We start from the raw sequence: 24903 nt of genomic DNA, 5'->3' as shown, positions 1-24903 counted from the left end.
TGGAGGGGTGGTGTCCACGGTAGTCTCGGCGGGGTGACGAGCATCCTGGTGCCCTACCATCTCGACGAGTACCTGCCCGAGCTGGACGTTCCGGGGTCGGCGGAGACGACTGTGATGCCGTCGCTGCCCGACGGCACCCGGTGGGCGCGGATGGCCTGGCTGTACGGGGCGGTCGCGGTGACCGTCGCCGGTACGGTGTCCGCCGGGCACCGCCCGCTGGTCCTCTCCGGCGACTGCACCACCGCCCTCGGGGTGGTGGCCGGTCTGCAACGGGCCGGCGTCGACCCGACGGTGGTCTGGTTCGACGCCCACGGCGACCTGCAGACCCCGGAGACGACCAGCAGCGGCTACCTGGGCGGCATGCCGCTGCGGCTGCTGACCGGCCACCGCCGCGACCTGATCGCGACGGCACTGGACCTGCGGCCGGTCGCGGAGGCCGACGTCGTGCTCTCCGACGGCCGGGACCTCGACCCGCCGGAGGTCGACCATCTGCGGCGGGCGGCGATCCGGCACCGCCGGGTCGGCGATGTCGCCGACGCGGTCGGCCAATTGCCGGACCGGCCGATCTACCTGCACCTGGACGCCGACGTCGTCGACCCGGTCGACCTGCCCGGGCTGCGCTTCCCGGCGCCGGGCGGCCCGCACCTGACTGAGGTCGCCGACGCGGTGACCGCCGTGCTGGACACCGGGCGGGTGGCCGCCGTCGGCGTCGCCTGTACCTGGGATCCGGGCCACGGGGCCGCCGCCCGGCTCGGCCCGCTGGTCAAGGAGATCCTGCGCCGGTTGGCCTGACCGCCGGCGGGTTCGGCAGGCCGGCGAGGGCGGCCCGACAGCAGTGCCGTGGTGCTGTCCACCGGCCCCGCCACGGCGGTCACGACGACGGCCTTGTCTCGACGGCCATCATCCGGGTCAGGGCCTGCGCGGCCCGTTGCTCGACGACAGCGACGGATTCCCCCAGATGCATCGTGAATTCCCGGTGTGCGGTGTCGAGGTCGCCACCGAGGACGGCCTCCAGGATGCCGAGGTGCTGCGTGATCGTCCGGTCGATCCGCTCGGCGGAGAGGAAGTCGTGCATTCGTACCACCCGGATGCGTTCGTTGACCACGCCGAGCATCCCGGCGAGGGCGTTGTTGCCGGCGGCCTCGGCCAACCGGACGTGGAAGCTCTCGTCGAGCAGCACGAAGCCGGGATCCGGCTCCGGGGTGTCGCGGCGCAGCGCCAGCCAGTCGTCGCGCAGCGGCTCGACGACCGACAGGTCGTGCGGTTCACCAGTCTCGGCCGGCCGGTGCAGCGCGGCCAGCTCCAGCGCGCGGCGCACCTCGTACAGCTGCCGGACCTCGACCAGGTTGGACGCCGCCGGCACGTAACCGCCGTCCGGCAGGCGTTCGACGAGCCGCTCGGCGTGCAACCGGGCCAGGGCCTGGCGGACCGGGGTACGCGACACCGACAGCAGGGTGGCCAGCCGCTCCTCGCCGAGCCGGATCCGCAGCGGGAAGTGACCGACCGACAGCCGCCGCTTCAGCTCGGTGTAGGCATGCTCACCGGCCTGTGCTCGCGGAGGTGTGTCCAGTCCTGTATCCAACGCCGGATCCATGCACGGACCGTAGGGGCGTCGTGCTTCTGCGGTGTTTCACGGCGGTAACCAGCCCGACGCGACAGCGGGCAAACCCGATCGATCCCGTGCATGGCCGCGCCTCGGTGGCCGGTGGCCCTGCTGATGGTCGCGGTGCGGGTGGCATCAGCCAATCTCTCCGTCGCGCCGGATGAGCAGCACGTTGTCGGTGACCATCGCGGTCTGACCGGCCGGCCCGGTGTCCCGCCGGTGCGGTCTCGACGAGCAGTGAATTGGTCGGTCGGTCCGAGGCGGTCAGGCTGCGTTGCAGCCCCTCCCAGAACGACTCGGGGTCGGCGCCCAGCTGTGGGCCCTGCGCCGGGCACGGGCCGGCCTGGCCGCCGAGACCAGTCTGACCACGAGCACGCTGTCCCGCCTGGAGAACGGCAAACTCCGCCCGACGTTGGAGCAGCTGCTGCCGCTGGCGCGGGCCCACGGCGTACCGCTCGACGACCTGGTTGCGGCCCCACCCACCGGCGACCCGCGGATCCACCTGCGGCCGATCCGACGCTCCGGGCTGACCATCGTGCCGCTGACCCGGCGGGCCGGCGGCGTCCAGGCATACAAGGTGGTCTACCCGTCGGCTGGCCGGTCACCCACCGTGAGACAGCAGACCCACGACGGGTACGAATGGTTCTACGTGCTCAACGGGCGGGTCCGGTTCGTCCTCGGCGACCAGGAGTTCCAGCTCGACCCGGGTGAGGCCGCCGATTTCGACACCCGTACGCCGCACTGGATCGGCAGTGCCGACTGACATCAGGGTCATCGAAGGCGCATCGGGTTGCCGCCCAGCGCAGCGGCACTGGTCTCATCGTCGGGCTCGATCAACTCGCGCGGGACGCCCGCGCCCGCTTCCATCTCTGCGATCCGGCGGCGTAGCTCACGACCGTTGGCACCCCGGGACAGGTACTCCGTCTCGCACCAATCGTCATCGTTCGGCGTGAACAGCGTCAACAGCCGATCGACGTTGAGGTACGTGGTGATGCCGGCGACCTGGCCGTCCAGCACGTCCAGCAGGACCAGGGCGAACGGTACGTGCCCGGCCGGGCCAGGACGGGTCTGCCAGAACGCCGGCGAGCCGTTCGCGGCGGTCGGCAGCAGCCGCGCGCCGGCACAGCCCGCCCGTGGGTCGAGCAACGCGGCCCGGATGTGCTCGCGACCCCGCAGCGACCACCGGAACGGCGGCATGGTCATCGTGGCGTCCTCGCGCAGCAGCGCGACGAGGGCCGAGACGTCGTGCTGCTCGAACGCAGAGCAGTAGCGGGTGAGCAGGTCGCGTTGCCGGCTGTCGGCCGGCCGTAGCGGTTCCCCCGGATCGGGCGCGGCGGTACGCAGCGTGGCCCGCGCCCGTTGCAGCGCGCTGGTCACCGACGCGACGCTGCTGTCCAGCAGCTGCGCGACCTCGTCGGCCCGCCAGCAGAGCACGTCGCGCAAGATCAGCACCGCCCGCTGCCGGGGCGGCAGGTGCTGCAGCGCGGCGACGAACGCCAGCCGCAGCGACTCACGCTGCAGCACCACGCTCTCCGGGGACGCGTCGACCGGCACGACCAGGCTGTCCGGGACCGGCAGCACCCAGGCCCGTTCCGGTACCGGCGGGCCGAGGCCGCCACCGGCCTGCGCCGCCGAATCGAGATCCATGGTCAACGCCCGCCGCTGCGCGCTGCGCAGCATGTCGACGCAGACGTTGGTCGCGATCGAGTAGAGCCAGGTGCGCAGCGAGGCGCGCCGTCCGTCGTACCGGTCGAACGAACGCCAGGCGCGGACCATCGTCTCCTGGACCGCGTCCTCGGCCTCGAAACCGGAGCCGAGCAGCCGGTAGCAGTAGCCGGTCAACTCGACGCGGAACGGCTCCAGCCGCTCCGCGTCGCTGGTCGAGGTCGGTGCCACCCGCCCGACGATACGGGCCGCCGCCAGGCCGGGCAGATCCGGCGACGACCGATGAGTTCCGCCGGCCCGCGCCGTACACCCTCCCGGAGGGCGCGATCGTCGCGTCGGTCACGGAGGGACGGATCATGGAATACACCGACGAGGTACGGGCAGCGGTCGTCGCGCACCGCCGCGACCTGGTGACGCTGCTCGCCGAACTTGACCCGGGTCAGTGGGACGGGCCGACCCTGTGCGCCGGCTGGCGGGTACGTGAGGTGGTCGCCCACATCACCATGGCCTTCCGTACCTCACCGGGCCGGCTGATGCTGGACCTGGTCCGCGCCGGTGGCCGGTTCGACCGGATGGCCGACCGCAGCGCCCGACGCGACGCCGCCGCCATGTCGCACGAGCAGTTGCTGGCCGCGCTGCGGGACAACATCACCCACCCGTGGACACCGCCCGGTGGCGGCCCGGCCGGGGCGCTCGCCCACGAGGTCATCCACGGTCTGGACGTCACCGTCGGACTCGGGCTCGGCCACCGGGTGCCGCTCGACCGGCTGTCCCTGGTGCTGGTCGGGCTGCGGCCCCGCAACATCGCCTACTTCGGCGCCGACCTGACCGGCGTCCAGTTGCAGGCCACCGATCTCGACTGGCGGCACGGCACCGGGACGCCGCTGCGCGCGACGGCGCAGGACCTGCTGCTGGTCCTGTCCGGCCGCCGCCTCCCGCCGGGCCGGCTCGTCGGAGACGCCGCCGACCGGTTCACCGACCGGTCGGCGGACCGGCGCTGACCGGGTAGGAATCAGGGGCGTCGGGGCCCCGGAACGCGGACCGATCCGGGTTCAGGTCCGCGCCCCGGGGAGCTTCAGGTCCGCGTCCAGCGGTGCGGGTAGTGCTCGCGGTTGCGGCGGGCCAGCTCCACCAAGCCGGGGTACGGGCCCGGCGGCTGGCCTCTGGCGACGACGCCGGGGCGGCGTAGCGCCTCCTTGAACACGCGGGCGCTGACCGGCATGCCGTCCCGGTCAGGGCGGTCGCTGGCTTCGGCGCCGACAATGAGGATCCAGTCGCACCAGGGCATGTCGGGGTTGACCTTGGCCACGTCGATGGTGAGCGGCCGGCGTCCACCCAGGTGGTCGGTCGGGGCGAGGGTCACCCGGTCGCCGGCGCGGACCAGCGGCTCCGACTCCGGTTCAGGCACCGTCGGGTGACTGGTCCGGTCGGGTGGCTACACCGTCGTCGGCGTCGGGCTCGTGTTCGTCGTCGTCATCGGCCTCGTGGCCGTCACCGGTGGGCCACAAGCCGGACAGCTGCAGGACGGCGCGGATCCGTCGGGCGCTGGACGGGTCCCAGCGGTCGAGGATGGCCATGGCCCGGAGGAACGGTCGGCAGGGTGCGACGATGCCGCCGCACCGGTGGCATTCCCCGGTGGTGCGGTTGGGGATGTGGGTGCGGGCGGTCGAGTTCGCGTCGTGGACCGCCCGGGACAGCTCAGGGGAGCGGGCTGGGCCGTCGTAGGTAGGACCGTTGCGGGCACCGGCCGGGGCCGGGGCGGTGGCGCGGGCTCCGGTGAGCTGGAAGCGCTGGTCCTGATGGTGAGCTGGAAGCGCTGGTCCTGATCCGGGTCGGTCTCGCCGGGGTTCCGCTTCGGCAGCGGCGGCCGGTTCGGCGTCGGGTCGACGTCGTACCGTGCCCCGTCGCGCGGTGTGCCGATAGATGTGTACCGGGCGAGGCGAGGTGTTCCGCCGATCCCATCGTTCCTGATCACTGATCCCCCTCGAATGGAGAGTTGCCGAGGTATTCGTAGAACTCCACCCTGGACTGCCAAGCCGTGTTGGCGGAAGATGAAAAACAACCCGGGGTGACGTGGTGGTCACCGATATCTGCCCAGAGTGGGGTTGAGGAGAGAACCACACGGCGGTGTGGTGTCGCGTATTGAGATGGGGGACGTGAAAGGCTATGAGTGGAAGCGAGTATCTGGTAGAGGAACTTCGTCGATTGCGGAACATCGTCGGCCTCACGCAAGAGGCGTGGGGCGAGCGCATCCACTTCTCGGCGAGCCATGTCGGCGCCGTCGAGCGTGGTGAGCGACCAGTGCTGCCGGACTATCTGAAGGCAGTAGATCGTGTCTTCGGGACCGCCCTGGTGAAGTTCTACCGCGAGTTCGTCGTGGGCGAGCTCGCTCCTACATGGCTACGACCCTGGTTGGAGTACGAGGAGCGGGCGAGTGCGCTTCGGCTGTACCAGCCTCTGATCGTGCCAGGGCTGCTACAGACCGAGGACTATGCGCGAATGGTTCTGTCCAGCGGCGGCCTGCTCGCGAACGAGGTTGAGCGGCAGGTGCAGCTTCGGTTGGGTCGTCAACTGGCCCTCGCCAGGGAGACGCCGCCCCGGGTCGTGGCGATCTTCGACGAGTTGGCACTGCGTCGAGGCGAAGCGGAGGTGATGGCGCCGCAGCTGGAGCATCTGATCTCGCTCGCGCAGCGGCCGATGATCATCATTCGCGTGGTGCCAGCAGACGCTCCACCGCACCTCGGATGGGGTGGCCCGGTGGATATCGCTAGCTTCGACGACGCGGAGGATGTTGGATACCTTGACAACCACCTCCAAGGGCAAGTGGCCATCGGGCCGGGGCCAATGACCACGCTCCAGGCGGTCTGGGACTCTGTCAGCGCTGTAGCGCTCCCCGCTCATCAGTCCGTAGCCCTCATGAAGGAAGTGACAAAGAGATGGACATCCTGATGCCACAATGGCGCAAGAGCAGCCGGTCCACGCCCAACGGTGGGTCTTGCGTCGAGGTGGCGGACAACCTTCCTGGGCGGGTCCTGGTCCGGGACACGAAGGACCGCGACGGTGGGACGTTGACCTTCGGTTCGGCGGCCTGGTCGGCGTTCGTCGAGCTGGCGAAGGCCCGCTGACCCGACCATCACCGCGACGGCCCCGTACCGGACGCGGTGCGGGGCTCGTCGCTGAGCGACGTGCCTCGGTGCCGGCTCCCGGGGTACCTAGTGCCGTCGACGGCTTGATGCCAGAGGTGCATCTTGATGCACCTCTGGCATCAGACTCGACCGGCAGCCCTGATCCGGCAAGGTGATGCTGGTGCGTGAAATATTACTCAACGTCACCGATGACCATGTGCTGGACGTCTGCGCTGGGCGGCCGTCGGCTGATCATCTGATTGCAGTGGCGAGGCGACGGATGGCCTCGTCCATCTGGTCGGGCGGGGCGGCGGCGTAGGTCAGGCGCAGGTGCGGTGCCGGTGGTTCGGCCGCGTACCAGGGACGGCCGGGGAAGACGACCACGCCCTCGGCTGCGGCTGCGGCAGCCAGTGCGACATCGTCGGTGCCGGCGGGCAGCGCCACCCACAGGTGCAGCCCGCCACCGGGCACTGTGGTCGGAACGAGCTCGGGTAGATGCCGGCGCAGCGCGGCCAGCAGCGCGTCCCGCCGGGCCCGCAGGGCGGTACGTAGCGCGCGCAGGTGCCGTGGCCAGGCCGGGGCGGTCACCAGCTCCACAGTGGCCTGCTGCAGTGGGCCGGTGACGAAGAGGTCGTCGAGCAGTCGGGCGACCCGCAGCCGGGCACCGGCCGGGCCGCGCGCGCCGAGCGCGGCCACCCGCAGGCCGGGCGCGGCCGACTTGGTCAGCGACCGCAGGTAGACCACGTGCCCGTCGGCGTCGTCGGCGGCCAGCGGCGGCGGGGCTTCGCCGTCGATGGTGAGGTCGCGGGCGTAGTCGTCCTCGATCAGGAACGCTCCGGCGTCGCGTACCGCCGCCATGACCGCCGCCCGGCGGTGCGCGGCCAGCGTCGCTCCCGTCGGGTTGGCGTGCAGCGGCTGGCAGTAGAACAGCCGCGCGCCGGTCCGGGCGAACGCGGCGGCGAGCTGATCCGGGCGTACGCCATCGGGGTCGGCCGGCACCGGCACCACCCGCAGCCCGTTCGTGCGCGCGGCGGCCAACGCTCCCAGGTAGGTCGGGGATTCGACGAGCAGCGTGTCACCGGGCGCGGCGAGCGCTCGCAACGCGGTGGAGAGCGCGGCCTGCCCGCCCGAACAGATGATCATGTCGTCGGCGTGCAGCCGGGCGCCGGCCGCCCCGGCGAACCAGGCACGCAGGTCCTCCCGCCCCTCGACCGGGCCGCGTTGCCAGGCGGCGGGCTGGCGGGCGGCCCGCGCGAGTGCCGCGCCGAGCGCCGCCGCCGGCTGCAACTGCGCGTCCAGGTAGCCGCCGGTCAGCGCGATCGCACCCGGCCTCGGCAACGCCAGCAGCGCATGCATCTCGTCCTCACCCGGTCGGCGGGCGCCGAGTGCCACGGTCTGCCAGGCCAGGTCGGGTGCCGTCGCCGGTGAGGGCCGGTCGTCGGGGCGGGCGGCGACGAAGGTGCCTCTGCCGGGGCGCGCCTCGATCAGCCCACGCGCCACCAGCCGCCGGACCGCCTCTGCGACGGTCACCGGTGAGGCTCCGTGCCGGGCGGTCAGCTCGCGTACCGAAGGCAGTTGCGTCCCAGGGGTCGCCCCGGCGACCAACCGGAGCAGATCTTGGATAACGCGATCGGCTGCGTTACCGTCATTCATGAAAGTCAAGAGTAGCGTTACTGTAGCCCGGCCGGTAACGGCGGACCGGCTCACCGGGCTCATCCTCGGCGCGCTGGGGGTGCTCGCGTTCAGCATGTCGCTGCCGGCCACCAGGGTCGCCGTGCAACAACTCGACCCGTGGTGCGTCGCCTTCGGTCGGGCCGTCGGCGCGGCGCTGCTCGCCTGGGCGTACCTCGGATTCACCCGCGCCCCGCGCCCCACCCGCAGCCAGTGGCGGCGACTGTCGGTCGTCGCCCTCGGCGTCGTCGTCGGGTTCCCGCTGTTCACCTCGCTGGCGTTGACCACCCAGCCGTCGGCGCACGGCGCGGTCGTCATCGCCGTACTGCCGGCGGTCACCGCCGTGTTCGCGGTGGTACGTGCGGGTGAACGCCCACCTGCGCTGTTCTGGGCCGCCGCGGGCGGCGGGCTGCTCGCGGTGCTCGGCTTCCTCGCCGCCGGCGGCGCGGTACGCGGCGCGCTGACCGCCGCCGACCTGTTCCTGCTCGTCGCGGTCGTCCTGTGTGGTCTCGGGTACGCCGAGGGCGGCGCGCTCGCCCGCGAACTCGGTGGTGCCCGGACGATCTGTTGGGCGCTGCTGCTGTCGCTTCCCGCCACGGTGGCCGTGACGCTGGCGGTCTGCGTCGTCCGGCCGCCGCGCGCCGACGCGCTCACCTGGTCGGCGTTCGGCTACCTCACCGTGGTCTCCATGTTCCTGGGCTTCTTCGCCTGGTACGCCGGGCTGGCCCGGGGTGGCGTCGCCCGGGTCGGTCAGGTCCAACTGGCCCAGCCGGTGCTCACCCTGCTCTGGTCCGCCGCGCTGCTCGGCGAGACGGTCGGCTCCACCTCGATCATGACCGCGCTGGGCGTGCTGGCCTGCGTGGTACTGACCCAGTACCAGCGGGGCCGCGTCGGCTGAACCCCGGCGACTGCCGTTGGTTGCGGTGCGTTCGGATCACGCTGCGTCGGCGTGGCCCTCGCCGGTGCGTTCGGTGACGATGCGGCGGAGCACGTCGAGGGCCTGCTCGGCCTCCTGCTGGCCGACGGGTGCGGTGCGGGCGGCCACGTATCCCGTCAGGGCCTCGCGGATGACGTCGGACCGGCGGGTCGTTGACTCCTCGGCGATGCGGTCGAGCTGCTCGACGAGTGCGACGGGCAGCCGGATGCTCACCAGCATCATCGGCGCCTCTGGCGCGGGACCGGTTGCTTGCGCAGGGGTGATCGATCTAATCACCGGTGCCAGGCTGTCGGTGTTCTGGAACCAGGTGATGACCTCGTCCTTGGTCATCCGGTCGAAGTCCGGGTCGCTCATAGGATCCGCCTCCTCCACTCGTCCAGGTCCGCGCCGCCCAAGGCACGCACTCCCATGATGTTGTACGTCCGCGTGCCACCGATCCGGTCACACAACACAGCGATAACACGCCCGCTGCCGGCCATACCCATGACGATGAGCATCAGGTCCCCGATCACCCGTTCGTAGCGCAGGCCGGATGGGGCGTACAGCGCCTGGGTCGCCTCGTCGACACCGACGTCGTTGCGGCGAGCGTTGGCCAGGCCCTCGTCGGTCCACACGTACTCCCGTTCCCCCACCGAGCGACCGTAACACATCGTAATACGCCGCACTGGCAGGGTCCAGCAGCCGGTGGCACCGGACTTGTCAGGGCCTGCTGGTACGCCGCGCGACCGTGGCGATCTCGGATACCGACTCGCTGGACAGGCACCGAGAGCTGACAGCCGACCTGCTCCGCCGCAACTGGGTCGACGCGCGCTGCCCTGGACAGTGACGGACGTCGCTCTCGTTCCCGAATTCGCCGCCGTGGCGGTCCACCAGACCGCGGTCATGCTGCTGAAAGTAGTGGTGGCGGACGCTGATCGGCTCCGCCGTCCCGGCGACCTGACGGTACGCCCGCGTGGTGGCCCTCGACGAGGCCGGCGGCTGCTGGTCAGGTGTTGCGACAATGCGTCCATGGGCGACGGTTCACGCGGGCTGGCGATCGTACGTGCCGTTGCATGGTGGACGGTGCTGCGGCTGGTGATCGTCCTGCTGTGGCTGGTCGCGGCGGCGACCGCCTGGTGGACGGCCCCCCGGCAGCACGACTACGACCAGGCAAGGGCGGACGTGGCGGCGGGTCGGGTGGTGGCGTACCAGTGGGGTGACGGCTGGGACCGCAGCCGACGCGGATGGTTCGACGTCGCCGAGCTGCGCTCGTCCGGTCAACTCGGCCCGCTGTTCGGCTGGCGTACCGCCGACGGCAGGGTGCGGTGGACCAACACCGCGACCTTCGGTGCGGTGACCGCTGCCGCCGCCGACGGCGGCGGCAGCTACGCAGGACCGGGCGCGGCCGCCCTGGCCCGTGACCTGCGCGCCGCCGGCCTGGAAGAGCGGGTCGGCGGCGTGCAGTCCGTCGTGCGGGTCGGTACCCAGATCGGTTTCGTGCTGCTGGTGACCTTCTTGGTGGTGCTGGTCGGTGGGCCGGCTCCGGCGCTGGGCACCCGGTGGTACTGGTTTTGGCTGGTCTACCTGACCCCGTTAGGGCTCGGCCTGCTGTGGTGGCTGGGTCTGGAGCGTCCGTGGTCCGGCAAGGCGGCGGCGTTGCCTGGCGTGGTCGGCGTCGACCAGCGTCGGTACACCGGCCTGCTCGGCTTCGCGTTCGGGTTGCTTGCGGCCCTCGGGATCAGCCTGCTGACCATGGTGCTGCACATTGTGCTCGGCGGCTGGTGGGTGCCTCAGCCCGGCGGTTAGCGGCGGTACGCGCGTTCGCAGGTGGACGGTCAGGGAGTCAGGACGACCTTGCCGGCGATGGTGCCGGACTCAGAAAGCCGCAGCGCCTCGGCGACGCGGGTGAGTGGCAGTTCGGCGGCGATCTGGGCGGTGACGTCGCCGCGCCGCAGCGCGGCGAGGACCTGAGTCAGGTCGGCCCGCAGCCGGGCCCGGAACCGCTCCTTGGCCAGTGCCCGGCCGGCCCAGATGTTGTAGAAGTAGGCGTGCCGGCGGTTCGGCAGCGCGTTCCACAGCCGCACCCGGCCGAACAGCTTCAGCACCGGCCACTGCTTGTTGCCGGTGTCGTCGCGGGTCGACGCGCTGCCGTACGCCACGAGGGTGCCGCCGGGGGCGACCAGGCTCCACGACCCGACGATGCCCGGCCCGCCGACATGGTCGAAGACGGCGTCCACGCCGTCGGGGGCGATCTCGCGGACCCGGGCGACCAGGTCCGGGGTGCGGTAGTCGATCGGGATGACGCCGCGCTGGCGCAGGGCGTCGTGGTGGCGGGCGGACGCGGTGCCGATCACCGTCGCGCCGGCGCCGGCGGCGAGCTGCACCAGGATCGAGCCGACGCCGCCGTTGGCGCCGTGCACCAGGACGGTCTGTCCGGCCCGGATCCGTGCCTTGCGGTGCAGCATCTGCCAGGTGGCGATCCCGTTGAGGACGACGGTCTCCGCTTCGGTGGCGCTGATCCCGTCGGGCACCGGCACCAGGCGCCGGCCCGGTCGACGACGACGTGGCTGGCCCAGCCGCCGGTATTGACCAGCGCGGCGACCCGGGTCCTGGTCAGCGACTGTTCGACACCGGGCCTGACCGTGTGGACCGTGCCGACCAGGTCGTAGCCGGGGACGAACGGGAACGGCGGCTGGTCGAAGTACCGGCCCCGGCACATCTGCTGCTCGGCGAAGGAGACCCCGGTCGCCTCCATCTGAACGACGACCTGACGCGTACCGCAGCCTCGCCGACACGTTCCGCGCGGCGGCCGACGCCGGCGCCGATCTGGCCGCGCTGGCGCACACCCTGCGCGGCTGGGCGCTCGTCGACCCGCACCGCTACCTGCTGATGTACGGTACCCCGGTGCCGGGGTACCACGCACCCGATGGAATCACCGGGATCGCCGCCGAGATCATGGCGGTCCTGCTCGATGCCAGCGCCGCGGTCCCGTCCGACGGTATGGGGACTCCGCTGGAGGCCCACCTGGCCGACCATCGGCAGTGGGCCGGCGAGCATCCGGCTCCACCAGCTGCGATGCGGCGAGCATTGGCGTTCTGGACCCGGCTACACGGGGTGCTCTCGCTGGAACTCGCCGGCCACTTCGACGGGATGGGCATTGACCCGGCGCAACTTTTCGCCGCCGAGGTGGACGAAGTTCTGGCGCTGTGACGGCGCACCATCCGGAGGCAGTGACGTAACCAGCGGTGTTGCGATGGGCTGGCATAGTGGTCGCACGATGGTAGTCGACGACTCTCGATGGGAAACTGGTGGACGTAGATCCGTTCCTCGAACGCGTATCATGGATCTCCGCAGCCATCGGCGTCGTCCCGGTCGGGATTCTGGTGACCTCGCTGATTCGGAAACGGACGCGATCGTCGGCTAGAGAGCTCGTCGAGCCCGGACCGGACTGGGCCGCGTCGCCGGGTGCCTCGCTGGCGGCACCGATCGGCAGTTTGCCTGTCAGGGTGCGTGGCCGTAGCGAAGTGCTGCGGTCGTTGCGTAGTTGGCTACGGCGGCCGCCGGGTCGGGTGCAGGTCCTGGCCGGACCAGGGGGTGTGGGTAAATCGACAGTCGCGCTGGAAACGTTCCGGTGGGCGACTGAGAACCGACGCAATAATTCGGCATGGTGGGTGCGGGCACATGATGCACGGAGCCTCAGCGATGGATTAGTCAGCCTGGCCCGGGTTCTCGGGGCGAACGATGTTGACGTGGCGGCGATTCGAGCCGGCACAGGGGCTGCAAAGGATCGGCTATGGGATCTTCTGGAACGGGCTGATCCGGGTTGGCTGCTCGTGTTCGACAATGTCGACGACCCGTGCCTGCTATTAGGCGGCGTTGCCGATGAGCCGGGGTGGTTGCGATCCAGCAAGAGAGGGTTGGTGCTGGTAACCAGCAGATGTCGCAGTCGGCGCCGATGGGGCCGAATCGTAGATGTGCGGCAGATCGATCTGTTGACTGCATCCGACGCGGTTGACGTGCTGATCGACGCGGCACCTGATGCGGGTTCGAGGGAAGACGCTGACCTGCTGGCCGACAGGCTCGGGCACCTGCCGCTGGCCTTGCGCCTGGCTGGCGCGAACATCAGTTCCAGGTTCGCCCGATGGCAATCTTTCAAGGCCTTCACCCGAGAACTTGACAGGACGGGTGCCGTGGGTGCACTCGACCGGGACAAGCTTTACGGTGACTACGAACGGGTGGTCGTAGCGCGGACCTGGGAGTTGTCACTGGATCTGCTGACCGATGAGGGCGTGCCACAGGCTCGGGACATGTTGCGGCTTCTGTCCCGGTATGCAGCTGGAGTGCCGATACCAGTCGACCTGCTCCGGCTGCGGCCGATCGAGTCTCTGCGGGTCGGCAGGCCGATGTGCGTCGCTGAGGTGAATGCCGTCGAGGTGAGCCAGACGCTCCGAGGGCTCGCTGAGCTCTGCCTTGTAGATGAGTGTTCAACAGGTGTCGGCGGTGATCCGGAGTCGAGTCAGGCGCTGGTGGTGCACCCGGTCGTCGCAGAGACGAACCGTACGCTTCTCGACGAGGTAGGCCAGGAATCGCCGGGATCCGGGACCGACGAGATTCGGCGAACCGCAGTGAACTTGATTCATTCCGGGGTTAATTCTCTGCGGTTTGATGACAACCGGGAATGGTCGTGGTTCGAGCAATTGGCTCCGCACGTGCGGGAGTTACTTGCAACCACAGCGCGGCATCTTGACGATGAGTACCTGAGGCGGCTACTAGAGGCCGCCGCACATGTTGCTGCCTTCCTCGTCTGGAGCGGTCACGAAACAAAGGGTGAAAAACTCGCGGACGAGGCACTCTCCTTTGCGGCCCGGCTGAGTGCGGACGATGGGGCCTGTCTGCGGTTGCGCCATGAACGTGCCTGGGCCATCGGTAGGAATGGGCGGTGGGACGAAGCAGCCGAGGAGTTGAGACCGGTGTTGATTGCTCGAAATCGAACACTGGGGGTCGACCACCCGGATACTCTCGATACCCGGCACAAGCTCGCCTGGGCACGCGGCAAGCTGGGTGACTGGCCGGCCACAGAAGCCGAGTTGCGTGCCGTCCGCGAGGTTCGCATCCGGGTTCTCGGTGACGAGCATCCCGATACGCTGCATACGCTCTGCTGTCTCGCGTGGGCGATCGCCAGCCAGGCTCGGATGGCGGAGGCCGAGGCCGCGTACCACCACGTCATCGAGGTGCGTGCGCGAGTACTGGGTGAAGGTCACGTCGAGACATGGGACGCGCGCCATTCACTGGCTGAAGCGTTCGTGCTGCATGGGCGATACGCCGATGCGGAGTTCCTGCTCCGCGAGCTCATCGCAGCCCGTACCCGGATGCTCAACCTGGAGCACCCAGAGACCCTGGACGTCCGGCCACGCTACTGGCTTGCTCTCGCGCTGCGGGGACAGGGTAAGCGCCGGGCAGCCAAAAAGGAGTTGGAACGGCTCCTTGACGACCAGTCGCGAGCGCTCGGCGTCAGTCATCCGGCTACCCAGGACACTCTCCGACAACTGTCACCAAGCTTCTTTCGGTGAGGAACTCCGCCGCAGCACGCAGTGCGCTGTCGTGCGTGGGGTACTGCGCTCGATGCCGGGATGCTGGCCGAGGCGTCGGGTGTCCAGCGCGCCGGAGCGGCGGTCGCCGCCGGCGTGAGTGACCTCGCGGTACGACGGGGCGGATGCGCTGATCATCGGCGGAAACAGGGGGATGCTGCATCTATCGCTCTGCCGACATCTGTGCCAGGATTGGATCCAATGCACGCTGGATCGGATGCCTAGCTGGGAGGGGTGCCATGCTGCGGCGCGAGGAGAACGAGCGGATCACCCGCTCCGGGCCGGGCACGCCGCTCGGTCGGCTGATGCGCGCGTACTGGCAACCGGCGGCGCTGGTGTCGGAGCTGGACCCGCAGCGGCCGGTCAAACCCGTCCGGTTGCTCGGCGAGGACCTGGTGCTGTTCCAGCAGGCCGACGGTGGCTGGGCGCTGGTCGGGCGGTTCTGTGCGCACCGGGGCGTCGACCTGGCGTACGGCCGGCACGAGGACGGCGGGCTGCGCTGCCTCTACCACGGCTGGCTGTACGGGCCGGACGGGCGCTGCCTGGAGCAGCCGGCCGAGCCGCCGCACAGCACCTTCGCCAGCAAGGTGCGCATCCCCAGCTACCCGTGCGTCGAGCGTAACGGGATCATCTTCGCCTACCTCGGCGAGGGCGACCCGCCGCCGATGCCGCACTACGACTGCTTCCAGGCCCCCGACGAGTACACCTTCGCCTTCAAAGGGCTGTGGGAGTGCAACTGGCTGCAGGGCGTCGAGGGCGGCATCGACCCCAGCCACGTCTCGTTCCTGCACCGGTTCATCGACGAGGATCCGCGCGACGTCTACGGCCAGCAGTTCAGCGAGGAGGTCGCCGGCACCGGGCAGAAGCTGTCCAAGCTGGTCGGCGACGCCTACCGGCCGGACATCGAGGTTGAGCAGGCCGAGCACGGCCTGCGGGTGTACGCGCTGCGCCAGCTCACCGACGAGATCCGGCACGTACGCATCACAAACCTGGTCTTCCCCAACGCGTTCGTGGTCCCGTTCGGCAACGACAAGGTCTTCTGCCAGTGGCACGTGCCGATCGACGACTACCACCACTACTGGTACATGATCTTCTACGACTTCGCCGAGCCGACCGACAAGCAGACCCTGCTCGCCCAGCGGCTCGACGAGGTCTCCCTGCCGGACTACCGGCCGCTGCGCAACCGGGCCAACAACTGGGGCTTCGACCCGGCCGAGCAGCGGGACCTGACCTACACCGGGATGGGCCTGGACATCAACGTCCACGACCAGTGGGCGGTGGAGAGCATGGGCCCGATCCAGGACCGCACCGTGGAGCGCCTCGGCGTCTCCGACCGGGCGGTCACCGCCAACCGCCGGCTGCTGCTGCGCGCCATCGACGCCTTCGAGGCCGGCAACCCGGTCCCGGCCCGCCCCGCCGACGAGGCCGCCGCCGCCGAGCTGACCGGCCCGCTCGCCGTCGACACCGTCGCCCCGACCGACGGCTGGGAACAGACCTGGCGCGAGCGCGAGGCGCAGCGGCGGGCCGGCTCACCGTGGGCCGGCGCCCCGGCGCGGTCGGCGGTCGACGGTCCGGCGCGGTCGGCGGCCAGCGATGCGTAGCCTCGACGAACGGCCCGTCGCCGACGGTGGGGACGGCCGCCGCGCCGTGCCGATGCTCGCCGCCGACCGGGGCGGCTTCATCGACCGCCACCAACTGTGGACCGACGCCCAGTACGCCGCCGCCGGCCAGCTGCGCCGGGTCGTCGACGAGCTCGGCATCGAGCTGATCCGGTTCTCCTTCGCCGACCAGCACGGCGTGCTGCGCGGCAAGACGTTGACCCGCGAAGCGGCCGCCACGGCACTGCGGTCCGGGGTGACCGCGCCGTCGTCGCTGCTGCTCAAGGACCCGTCCGGCGCGTCGGTCTTCCCGGTCTTCGCCGCCGACACCGGCGTCGGGGTGGCCGGGTTCGCCGGCGCCGGGGACATCGTGCTGGTGCCCGACCCGACCACGTTCCGGGTGCTGCCGTGGGCGCCACGGACCGGCTGGGTGCTGTGCGACCTGCGGTTCCCCGACGGCGGCGCGGTGCCGTTCTGCACCCGTGGCCTGCTGCGCGCGCAGCTCGACCGGCTGGCCGCCGCCGGGTACGCGATGACCGTCGGCGCCGAGCTGGAGTTCCACGTCTTCGCCACCGACGGTCCCACCGACGGCGGGCTCGACGACGACCAGGTGGGCCGGCCCGGCGCGCCCGGCCGGGCCAGTGGCACCCGGCCGCTGAGCCGGGGCGCGCAACTGCTGCACGAGGACGGGCTGGACCGTGCCGACGAGGTCGTCCAACTGCTGCACCACGGGCTGACCCGGCTCGACCTGCCGCTGCGTTCCCTGGAGCTGGAGTTCGGCCCGAGCCAGTTCGAGATCACCATGACCGCCGGGGACGCGGCGGTCGCCGCCGACCAGGTGCTGCTGGCCCGCTCGGCGATCCGCCAGCTCTGCCGCCGGCACGGCTACCACGCCACGTTCATGTCCCGCCCGGCCGGCGCCCAGACCGCGTCCACCGGCTGGCACCTGCACCAGTCGCTGCGTGAGCTGGCCACCGGCACGGCGGCGTTCGACCCGGTCACGCCGGGGGAGGCGCTCTCCCCGGTCGCCGGGCACTACCTCGCCGGTCTGCTGGAGCACGCCGGTGCGGCGGCCGCGTTCGCCACCCCCACGGTCAACGGCTACAAGCGCTACCTGCCGTTCTCGCTCGCCCCGGACCGGGTGGCCTGGGGGGTCGACAACAAGGGAGCCATGGTCCGAGCCGTCGGCGCCGGCTCCGACACCGGCGTACGGCTGGAGAACCGGTGCGGCGAGCCCGCCGCCAACCCGTACCTCTACATCGCGTCACAGCTGGTCAGCGGCCTGGACGGGATCGACCGGCGGCTCGCCCCGCCGCCGGCGGTGCAGGATCCGTACGCCGCCGACGCGCCCCGGCTGCCGGCCTCGCTGGCCGAGGCGCTGACCGCTCTGGAGGCCGATCCGGCGTTCACCGCCGCGCTCGGCGCCCCGGTGATCTCCTGGTACGCGACGCTCAAGCGCCGCGAGTTCGCCCGCTACCTCGCGCACGTCTCCGACTGGGAGCAGCGCGAGTACTTCGACCTGATCTGAGGGAGTAGCCCGATGACGTCGTCTGTCGCCCCGCTGGCCGACCTGGAGCCGTTCCACGTCGATGGCGAGTGGATCGCCCCGGGTGGGCGCGCGCTGATCGAGGTGCGTGACCCGTCCACCGGTGCGGTGATCAGCCGGGTCGCCCAAGCCACCGCCGACGACGTGGACGCGGCGGTGGCCGCCGCCACGCGGGCGTACGCCGACCGGCGGTGGAGCGGGCTGGCTCCACTGGAGCGCACCCGGGTGTTGCACCGGCTCGCCGACCTGATCGAGGCGCACCTCGAGGAGTTGGCGGTGCTGGAGACCCGGGACAACGGCAAGCCGATCGAACGTTCCCGGGCCGACACCGGTGCGGCGGCGCGGGCGTTCCGGCACTTCGCCGGGGCGACCAGCCGGCTGACCGGCACTGTGGTGCCGATCGACGGCGGCGGCCACCACGTCTACACGGTGCTGGAGCCGGTCGGCGTGGCGGCGCTGATTCTGCCGTGGAACTTCCCGATCATGACCGGCTGCTTCAAGATCGCCCCGGCGTTGGCCGCCGGCTGCCCGGTGGTGGTCAAGCCGGCCGAGCAGACCCCGCTGACCATGTTGCGGGTGGCGGCCCTGGCCGCCGAGGCCGGCGTACCGCCGGGGGTGTTCAACGTGCTCACCGGCGACGGCGAGGTCGGTGCTGCGCTGGTCGCCCACCCGGGCGTGGCGAAGGTGTCGTTCACCGGCTCCACTGAGGTGGGCCGATCGGTGATGGCCGGCGCGGCGGCGACGACGAAACGGCTCACCCTGGAGTTGGGTGGGAAGAGCCCGAACATTGTCTTCGCCGACGCCGACCTGGACGCTGCGGTGCTGACCGCGATGCGGGCATCGTTCGGCCACTCCGGGCAGATGTGCACCGCCGGCAGCCGGCTGCTGGTGCAGCGGTCGATCCTGGACGAGATGACCGAGCGGCTGGCGGCGGCGACCCGCCGGGTGCCGGTCGGCAACGGACTGGACGGCGGGGTGACCGTCGGCCCGCTGGTCTCCGAGGAGCAGCGACAGCAGGTGCTGTCGTACATCGAGACCGGCATCCGGGAGGGAGCCACGGTCGCGGTCGGCGGCGGGGTGCCGGACCGGCCGGGCTACTTCGTCGAACCGACCCTGTTCACCGGGGTGCGCAACGACATGGTGATCGCCCGGGAGGAGATCTTCGGGCCGGTGACCGGGGTGATCGCCTTCGACGACGAGGACGATGCGGTCGCGATCGGCAACGACACGTCGTACGGGCTGGCCGCCGGGGTGTGGACCCGGGACCTGTCCCGGGCCCACCGGATGGCTGCCGCGCTGCGGGTCGGCACGGTCTGGGTGAACACGTACAACATCTTCGACCCGGCGCTGTCCTTCGGCGGGGTCGGGGACTCCGGTCTGGGCCGGGACCTGGGCGACGAAGCCCTGCATTCGTACTGCGAGCGCAAGGGCGTCGTCGTCGCGCTCTGACCGGCGGTGCCCGGTCCGGTCGGTGGCACCTCGCCGAACCGGGCACCGCCCCGATCACCGATGGGATCCACCTTGAACGACACTGCATCCCAGACCGGATCAGCGGGCGCGGTCGCGGAGCCCGCCGACCTGGCGCCCTTGCCCCTGGACCCGGTGGCACTGCGGGCCGCCACTCCCGGCGCGACCCTGGCCCACCACCTCAACGCCGCCGGCGCCGCACTGCCCAGCCTCGCCGTCCTCGACACGGTCATCGATCACCTGCGGCTCGAATCGCGGCTCGGCGGCTACGAGGCGGCCGAGGCCGCAGCCGACCGGACCGCCGACGTCTACCACCTGGCCGGCCGGCTGATCGGCGCGACCGGGGAGGACGTCGCCCTGGTGGAAAGCGCGACCGTGGCGTGGCACCGGGCGATCGACGCGCTGCGTCTCGGCCCCGGCGACCGGATCCTCGCCTCCGCGTCCAGCTACGTCAGCTCGGCGCTGCACCTGCTCGAGCTGCGCCGCACCCGGGGCATCAGCGTCGAGGTGCTGCCCACCGACGGCTCGGGCGGCGTCGACCTGGACCAGTTGGAGCAGGCACTGCGGCAGCCGGCCGCGCTGGTCACCGTCGCCCACGTACCGACCTCGTCGGCGCTGATCGAACCGGTCGCACAGATCGGCGCCCGGGTCGCCGCGGCCGGCGCGCCGCTGCTGGTCGACGCCACCCAGTCGGTCGGCCAACTGCCCGTCGACGTCGGCGCGATGCGCGCCGACATCCTGGTCGCCACCGGCCGCAAGTTCCTGCGTGGACCGCGCGGCACCGGCCTGCTCTACCTCGACCCGGCGCTGCGTGAACGCGCCCGCCCATTGACCCCGGACGTGCGTGGGGCCCGGTGGACCGGAGACGAGGAGTACGACCTGCTGCCCGGCGCCCGCCGGTACGAGACCTGGGAGGCGTCGCACGCGCTGCGGCTCGGCCTGGGCGCCGCGCTTACCGAGGCGCTCGCCCTCGGCGTCGACGCCATTTCGGCGTACGTCAGCGGCCTGGCCGCCCGGTTGCGGGCCGGGCTGGCCGAGCTGCCCGGAGTGACCGTGGTCGACCCGCCGGCGGCCGGCGGCGGCATCGTCACCTTCGTCCGCGACGGCGAGGAGCCGACCATCACGGTACGCACGTTGCGCGCCGCCGGCCTGCACCTGGTCGCCGTGCCGGCCAGCCACGGCCAGTGGGACCTGGGCCGGCGCGGCCTGCCGGCGGTGGTCCGCGCCTCGGTGCACGTCTACAACGACGACACCGAAGTGGACGCGCTGCTCGCCCGACTGGCCCGTCCGACGGCCACCGGCGTGCCGACCCCACCGACCCCACCGGCCGTGCCGGCGCCGGCTCCCGCGTTGCTGACCGGTGCCGACCGCCGGGCCGAAGTGATCGTTGTCGGCGCCGGCGTTCACGGTCGCAGCGCGGCTTGGGCGCTCGCCGCGCGCGGTGTCCGGGTGATCCAGCTCGACCGGCTGCCGGCCGGGCACACCGAAGGATCGTCACACGGACGGACCCGGATGATTCGCCGCGCCTACCCGTCGCCGGTCTGGGACGACCTGGTGGACCGCGCGTACACCGGTTGGCGCGAGCTGGAGCAGGCCGCTGGTCGCCGGTTGGTCAGCACCGTCGGCGGCCTGTACGCGCGACCGGCCCGGACCAGCAGCACCCTGCGCGGGCCGGACTGTGTCCTGGTTGACGCCAACCAGGCCGCCGGCATAGCGCCGGGCCTGGTGCTCGGGGCCGACATGGTGGCCGTACATGATCCGGCGGCCGGCGTGATCGACGCCGCCGCCGCGATGGACTCGCTGGCCGGGCTCGGCCGGGCCGCCGGGGTGCACCGCCGCGATGGCTGCCGGGTGACCGGTTGGCATCCGGACGGTGCCGGGGTCCGGGTGCACACCGACGGCGGTGACTTCCTCGCCGACCGGCTGGTCATCTGCGCCGGACCGTGGACCGCCGACCTGGTGCCGGAGTTCGCCGGCCGGCTGACCACCGTGCGGATCGTCAACATCCACATCGGCTCGTCGACCCCGGCGCTGCTGGCCCCACCGGCGCTCGGCCCGTTCTCGGTCGACGTCCCCGGCGTCGGTCTGCTCTACGGCATCCCGGCGTACGGTCCGGACGCCGTCAAGGTGGGATTCGACCACGGGCCGGTCGACGACCTGAGCCGGCCACCCGGGCCGGTGACCGCCACCGAGCGGGCCGAGCTGCTCTCCGTCGCCCGGCGGTTCCTGCCGGCCGCCGACGGCCCGGTCACCGCCGAGCTGGCCTGCCGCTACACCATGGCACCAGGCAACCGGTTCGCGGTCGGTGCGCTGCCGGCGCATCCACAGGCGCTGGTCGCGGCGGCCTGCTCCGGGCACGGGTTCAAGTTCGGGCCGGCGATCGGGGCCGCGTTGGCCGACCTGGCGACCGGGGTGCCCCGGCCGGACCTGGAGTTTCTCGCTCCGGCGGCGATGGGGGTCGACGGGGTGCCACCCGGGGACTGGGCCGCCGACCGGGTCAACCCCGAAACACCGTCGCCGATCGCCGCTCGTACCAGCGAGCCAACTGCTCACCGGCGCTGATCACATGGGCCTGCATCTCACGCCGAGCACGTTCGCCGTCCTCCGCGGTGAGCGCGGCGATGATCCGTTCGTGCTCGTGGAAGTTGTCGTCGCGGTGCCGCGGATTGTCCTGCAGCACCAGCGCCGAGACGTTGCGCGGGAACGCCTCGTTGATCTCCTTGATCACCCTGGCCAGCCAGTCGTTGCCGGCCACCTGGTGGATGAGGGTGTGGAAGCGGTCGTTGGCGGCGTTGGTGGAGCCGGCCAGGGCTACCCGGGCGCGGGCGACTCCCGGGTCGTCGTCGACCCGTCGCTGCGGGATGCTGCCCCGGGCGGCCTGCTCGGTACGCCGCAGCAGCGAGTTGGCCTCCCGCAGCTCGTGCAGGACGTCGTCGGTGATCCGGCTGACCGCCCGTTCGCAGGCCAGCGCCTCCAGCTCCGCACGGACCTCGTAGGCTTCCCGGACCTCCCACGGCGCCGGGACCCGGACCACCGCCCCACGGTGCGGCACCACCTCGATCAGCCCGCCGGTCTGCAGCTGCCGCAGCGCCTCCCGGACCGGGGTGCGGCTGACTCCGAGCAGCTTGGCCAACTCGGCCTGGCGCAGTTGGGCGCCGATCGGGATCTCACCGGACATGATCTTGGCGCGGATCTTGGCCGCGGTGGCGTCGACGAGGGCACTGCTGGTGGTTTCCGTCGAGCTGACTGGCATGCCCGGTGCCCCTGTCTGATCGGTGTGCGGCCCAGCCGGCCGGGCTCCGGCCCGGCTGCCATCGTCTCCACAGTGGTGCGATGTGAGTGTCACGATAGCAAGCCGGCCGGCGACCCTGCGGGTCCCGTACATTTCGCTTTGGATCCCGGTTTTGGATCCAAAGATCCTACGGTAGTATCCGAGACTACCTTGGCCAGGGAGTTCTTAGGAAGCACCGGCCCGCCGCAGCCACCACGACGCGACGCAGACCGACCCCAGACGAGCCGGACCGCATCGGAACGACTCCCGCGACGGCGACAGGAGCAATCGTGAGCGCGTGCCACCCCAGCCCGGACGGGCGCAACCACCGCAACCATCCGCTCGACCCACCCAGCCCGGCGGAGATCGCCCGGGCCGTCGCCGTCGCCCGCGCCGACGGTCGGCTCGGCGAGCGGACCCGGTTCTGGGGGGCCACGCTGGACGAGGCACACGCCCGGGCCGTCCTGGCCGGCGCGGCCGCGGCCGGGGAGGTCCGACTCGGACTGGTGGCCATGGACCACGCCGCCGGCACCGCCTGGGAGATCGACGTCGCGCTGGCCGCCGGGAGCCGGGCCGACGGTGCGGCATCGAACCACGCTGGAGGCGACGGTGCCGGCGACCGCTGCCTCGACTGGCGTCCGCTCGACCCGCGTCGGCCCGGCATCACCTCCGAGGAGGCCCGCGCGGCCGCCCAGGCCTGCCGGCAGAGCCCGGTGTTCCGCGAGGTGCTCGCCAAGCGGGGCATCCACGACGTCTCCCTGGTGATGGTCGACGCCGAGTCGATGGGCGGCTTCGAGCCGAAGCGGTACGCCGACCGGCGGCTCACCTGGGGGACCGTCTGGCACCGCGTCGACGAGGGCGACAACGGTTACGTGCGCCCGGTGCAGGGCGTGGTGCCGATCATCGACATGGCGACCATGGAGGTCCTGGAGGTCGAGGACCACGGCGTGGTGCCGATCTCGGGCGAGGCCGGCCCGCTGGAGGCCGAGGCCTGGCCGACCCGGCCCGGGCTGCGGCCGTTGGACGTCGTGCAGCCCGACGGTCCGAGTTTCGACGTCGACGGCTGGCAGGTCAGCTGGCAGGGCTGGCAGTTACGGGTCGGCTTCACCCACCGCGAGGGCCTGGTCCTGTACGACCTGGAGTTCCAGGGCCGGCCGGTGGTCAAGCGGGCCGCCTGCAACGAGATGTACGTGCCGTACCTCGACCCCAACTCCACCCAGTACCGCAAGAACTTCTTCGACTGGGGCGAGTACGGGGCCGGGCCGTTGACCAACTCGCTCGCCCTCGGCTGCGACTGCCTCGGCGTCATCTACTACTTCGACACCGCCTACCTCGGCGGCGACGGCGATCCGGTGACCATCCCGAACGCGATCTGCATGCACGAGGAGGACCACAGCATCCTCTGGAAGCACAACGACCTGCGGCGCGGGGTCAGCCAGGTGCGCCGCTCGCGTCGGTTGGTCATCTCCAACTTCCAGACCGTGGCCAACTACGACTACGGCTTCTACTGGTCGCTCTACCAGGACGGCAGGATCGAGCTGGAGGTGAAGCTGACCGGGATGCTCTCCGCCTCCGGCATCGCCGACGGCGACGAGGTGCGCTACGGCCGGGTCGTCGCACCGAACGTGCAGACCCCGACCCACCAGCACTACTTCGGGCTACGCCTGGACATGGCGGTGGACGGTCCGCGCAACCGGCTGGTCGAGGAGCACGCCGAGGGCGAGACCGACCCCGCGCTCGACCCGTACGGCAACGCGGTACGCAACGTGCGTACCCCGCTGCTGCGTGAGTCGCAGGCGGCGCGCCGCACCGATCCGTCGTCGGCCCGCCGCTGGCGGGTGGAGAGCACCACCCGGACCAACCGGTATGGTGAACCGACGGCCTACCGGCTGCTGCTGCCGAACACCACCCGGTCGTTCGCCCGGCCGGACTCGGTGATGGCCCGCCGCGCACCGTTCATCCACCAGCACCTGTGGGCCACCCCGTACGACCCGCAGGAGCAGTTCCTCGGTGGCCGCTATCCCAACCACGCCGAGCCGGGCGACGACGGTGTGCAGGTCTGGCAGCGCCAGGACCGGTCGATCGACGGTGCGGAGCTGGTGCTGTGGCCGGTGCTCGGCACCCACCATTTCCCGCGTCCCGAGCAGTGGCCGGTGATGCCGGTGGACGCGATCCACATGATCCTCGAACCGGACGGCTTCTTCGACCGCAATCCGGCGATGGACGTTCCGGATCCGGCCACTGCCCGCGGCGCGGGCAGTGCCTGCTGCTCCACCGGAACAGACGGAACAGACGTGGTGCCGGCCGACTGACCCGGCCGGTGCGTCGGCCACCGCGCCGGCCATGGGGGACCCTGTCCATTCTCGACATCCCGACACCAGACGTTCACAATCGCGATACGGACCCGAATCGGGTACCGCAGATGATGGTTTTGGATCCAATCCAAATGAAAT

Annotated in this window: 22 protein-coding genes and 1 pseudogene; 14 read left to right on the top strand and 9 right to left on the bottom strand. The window is 71.4% G+C overall.

The features are described from left to right. Positions 1 to 33 precede the first annotated feature (33 nt). A complete protein-coding gene (locus tag O7621_RS27670) occupies positions 34 to 792 on the top strand; it encodes an arginase family protein (protein WP_282231921.1) in 759 nt (252 codons plus the stop codon). Between the two features lie 79 nt (positions 793 to 871). Here O7621_RS27670 and O7621_RS27665 read toward each other — a convergent pair whose 3' ends face one another. Continuing rightward, on the bottom strand, positions 872 to 1594 hold the full coding sequence (locus tag O7621_RS27665) for a GntR family transcriptional regulator (protein ID WP_282231920.1): 723 nt from the start codon (positions 1592 to 1594) through the stop codon (positions 872 to 874). A gap of 283 nt (positions 1595 to 1877) precedes the next feature. On the opposite strand from O7621_RS27665, the pseudogene O7621_RS27660 reads away from it, so the two are divergent. Continuing rightward, positions 1878 to 2363 (top strand): annotated as a pseudogene (locus tag O7621_RS27660) (XRE family transcriptional regulator); the annotation flags it as partial. 11 nt (positions 2364 to 2374) lie between these two features. Here the strand turns inward: O7621_RS27660 and O7621_RS27655 are convergent. Further along, positions 2375 to 3499, bottom strand: coding sequence for a sigma-70 family RNA polymerase sigma factor (locus O7621_RS27655; RefSeq protein WP_282231919.1), 1125 nt, complete (start codon positions 3497 to 3499; stop codon positions 2375 to 2377). 125 nt (positions 3500 to 3624) lie between these two features. On the opposite strand from O7621_RS27655, the gene O7621_RS27650 reads away from it, so the two are divergent. Then, positions 3625 to 4269: a maleylpyruvate isomerase family mycothiol-dependent enzyme gene (locus O7621_RS27650; protein WP_282231918.1), complete on the top strand. Its 645-nt coding sequence runs from the start codon at positions 3625 to 3627 to the stop codon at positions 4267 to 4269. 74 nt (positions 4270 to 4343) lie between these two features. On the opposite strand, the gene O7621_RS27645 is transcribed toward O7621_RS27650, so the two are convergent. Together O7621_RS27645 and O7621_RS27640 are read right to left on the bottom strand one after the other, a co-directional pair. Continuing rightward, a complete protein-coding gene (locus O7621_RS27645) occupies positions 4344 to 4676 on the bottom strand; it encodes a hypothetical protein (protein WP_282231917.1) in 333 nt (110 codons plus the stop codon). Beyond that, on the bottom strand, positions 4669 to 4845 hold the full coding sequence (locus tag O7621_RS27640; protein ID WP_282231916.1) for a hypothetical protein: 177 nt from the start codon (positions 4843 to 4845) through the stop codon (positions 4669 to 4671). Before O7621_RS27640 ends, O7621_RS27645 begins: the two co-directional genes overlap by 8 nt. A 589-nt stretch (positions 4846 to 5434) precedes the next feature. Here O7621_RS27640 and O7621_RS27635 point away from each other — a divergent pair. Beyond that, positions 5435 to 6217: a helix-turn-helix transcriptional regulator gene (locus O7621_RS27635; protein ID WP_282231915.1), complete on the top strand. Its 783-nt coding sequence runs from the start codon at positions 5435 to 5437 to the stop codon at positions 6215 to 6217. Next, on the top strand, positions 6205 to 6393 hold the full coding sequence (locus tag O7621_RS27630; RefSeq protein WP_282231914.1) for a DUF397 domain-containing protein: 189 nt from the start codon (positions 6205 to 6207) through the stop codon (positions 6391 to 6393). Before O7621_RS27635 ends, O7621_RS27630 begins: the two co-directional genes overlap by 13 nt. 252 nt (positions 6394 to 6645) lie before the next feature. On the opposite strand, the gene O7621_RS27625 is transcribed toward O7621_RS27630, so the two are convergent. Continuing rightward, positions 6646 to 8046: a PLP-dependent aminotransferase family protein gene (locus tag O7621_RS27625; RefSeq protein WP_282231913.1), complete on the bottom strand. Its 1401-nt coding sequence runs from the start codon at positions 8044 to 8046 to the stop codon at positions 6646 to 6648. Between O7621_RS27625 and O7621_RS27620 the strand changes: the two genes are divergently transcribed. Next, on the top strand, positions 8045 to 8962 hold the full coding sequence (locus tag O7621_RS27620; RefSeq protein WP_282231912.1) for a DMT family transporter: 918 nt from the start codon (positions 8045 to 8047) through the stop codon (positions 8960 to 8962). The two genes, O7621_RS27625 and O7621_RS27620, sit on opposite strands and share 2 nt — an antisense overlap. Before the next feature lie 36 nt (positions 8963 to 8998). Here the strand turns inward: O7621_RS27620 and O7621_RS27615 are convergent, their stop codons facing one another. Continuing rightward, complete coding sequence (locus O7621_RS27615) at positions 8999 to 9331, bottom strand: ribbon-helix-helix domain-containing protein (RefSeq protein WP_282231911.1); 333 nt, start codon at positions 9329 to 9331, stop codon at positions 8999 to 9001. 20 nt (positions 9332 to 9351) lie between these two features. Then, positions 9352 to 9633: a hypothetical protein gene (locus O7621_RS27610; RefSeq protein ID WP_282231910.1), complete on the bottom strand. Its 282-nt coding sequence runs from the start codon at positions 9631 to 9633 to the stop codon at positions 9352 to 9354. Between the two features lie 376 nt (positions 9634 to 10009). On the opposite strand from O7621_RS27610, the gene O7621_RS27605 reads away from it, so the two are divergent. Continuing rightward, the gene (locus O7621_RS27605; RefSeq protein ID WP_282231909.1) at positions 10010 to 10786 is read left to right on the top strand and encodes a hypothetical protein; all 777 of its coding nucleotides are present in this window, start codon (positions 10010 to 10012) and stop codon (positions 10784 to 10786) included. A 29-nt stretch (positions 10787 to 10815) separates the two neighbouring features. Here O7621_RS27605 and O7621_RS27600 read toward each other — a convergent pair whose 3' ends face one another. Beyond that, a complete protein-coding gene (locus O7621_RS27600; protein ID WP_282231908.1) occupies positions 10816 to 11511 on the bottom strand; it encodes a zinc-binding dehydrogenase in 696 nt (231 codons plus the stop codon). Positions 11512 to 11806: 295 nt separating this feature from the next. On the opposite strand from O7621_RS27600, the gene O7621_RS27595 reads away from it, so the two are divergent. The 6 genes from O7621_RS27595 (at position 11807) to O7621_RS27570 (ending at position 21741) form a co-directional block, all read left to right on the top strand. Further along, the gene (locus tag O7621_RS27595) at positions 11807 to 12190 is read left to right on the top strand and encodes a TetR-like C-terminal domain-containing protein (RefSeq protein ID WP_348775334.1); all 384 of its coding nucleotides are present in this window, start codon (positions 11807 to 11809) and stop codon (positions 12188 to 12190) included. Between the two features lie 98 nt (positions 12191 to 12288). Next, a complete protein-coding gene (locus O7621_RS27590) occupies positions 12289 to 14550 on the top strand; it encodes a tetratricopeptide repeat protein (protein ID WP_348775266.1) in 2262 nt (753 codons plus the stop codon). A 257-nt stretch (positions 14551 to 14807) separates the two neighbouring features. Further along, positions 14808 to 16169 carry an aromatic ring-hydroxylating dioxygenase subunit alpha gene (locus O7621_RS27585; RefSeq protein ID WP_282231906.1) on the top strand — a complete coding sequence of 454 codons (1362 nt, stop codon included), beginning with the start codon at positions 14808 to 14810 and terminating at the stop codon, positions 16167 to 16169. Further along, positions 16162 to 17694, top strand: coding sequence for a glutamine synthetase family protein (locus tag O7621_RS27580; RefSeq protein WP_282231905.1), 1533 nt, complete (start codon positions 16162 to 16164; stop codon positions 17692 to 17694). The genes O7621_RS27585 and O7621_RS27580 overlap by 8 nt, the downstream gene beginning before the upstream one ends. Before the next feature lie 12 nt (positions 17695 to 17706). Beyond that, on the top strand, positions 17707 to 19161 hold the full coding sequence (locus tag O7621_RS27575) for an aldehyde dehydrogenase family protein (protein ID WP_282231904.1): 1455 nt from the start codon (positions 17707 to 17709) through the stop codon (positions 19159 to 19161). 72 nt (positions 19162 to 19233) lie between these two features. Further along, a complete protein-coding gene (locus O7621_RS27570; protein ID WP_282231903.1) occupies positions 19234 to 21741 on the top strand; it encodes an aminotransferase class V-fold PLP-dependent enzyme in 2508 nt (835 codons plus the stop codon). Here O7621_RS27570 and O7621_RS27565 read toward each other — a convergent pair. Then, the gene (locus tag O7621_RS27565; RefSeq protein WP_282231902.1) at positions 21677 to 22432 is read right to left on the bottom strand and encodes a GntR family transcriptional regulator; all 756 of its coding nucleotides are present in this window, start codon (positions 22430 to 22432) and stop codon (positions 21677 to 21679) included. The two genes, O7621_RS27570 and O7621_RS27565, sit on opposite strands and share 65 nt — an antisense overlap. 308 nt (positions 22433 to 22740) lie before the next feature. Here O7621_RS27565 and O7621_RS27560 point away from each other — a divergent pair, with 308 nt between their 5' ends. Then, positions 22741 to 24762 carry a primary-amine oxidase gene (locus tag O7621_RS27560; RefSeq protein ID WP_282231901.1) on the top strand — a complete coding sequence of 674 codons (2022 nt, stop codon included), beginning with the start codon at positions 22741 to 22743 and terminating at the stop codon, positions 24760 to 24762. Positions 24763 to 24903: the final 141 nt, after the last annotated feature.

The organism is Solwaraspora sp. WMMD937 (assembly GCF_029581175.1).
GTDB lineage: Bacteria > Actinomycetota > Actinomycetes > Mycobacteriales > Micromonosporaceae > Micromonospora_E.
This window is presented reverse-complemented; position numbering and strand designations above follow the sequence as displayed.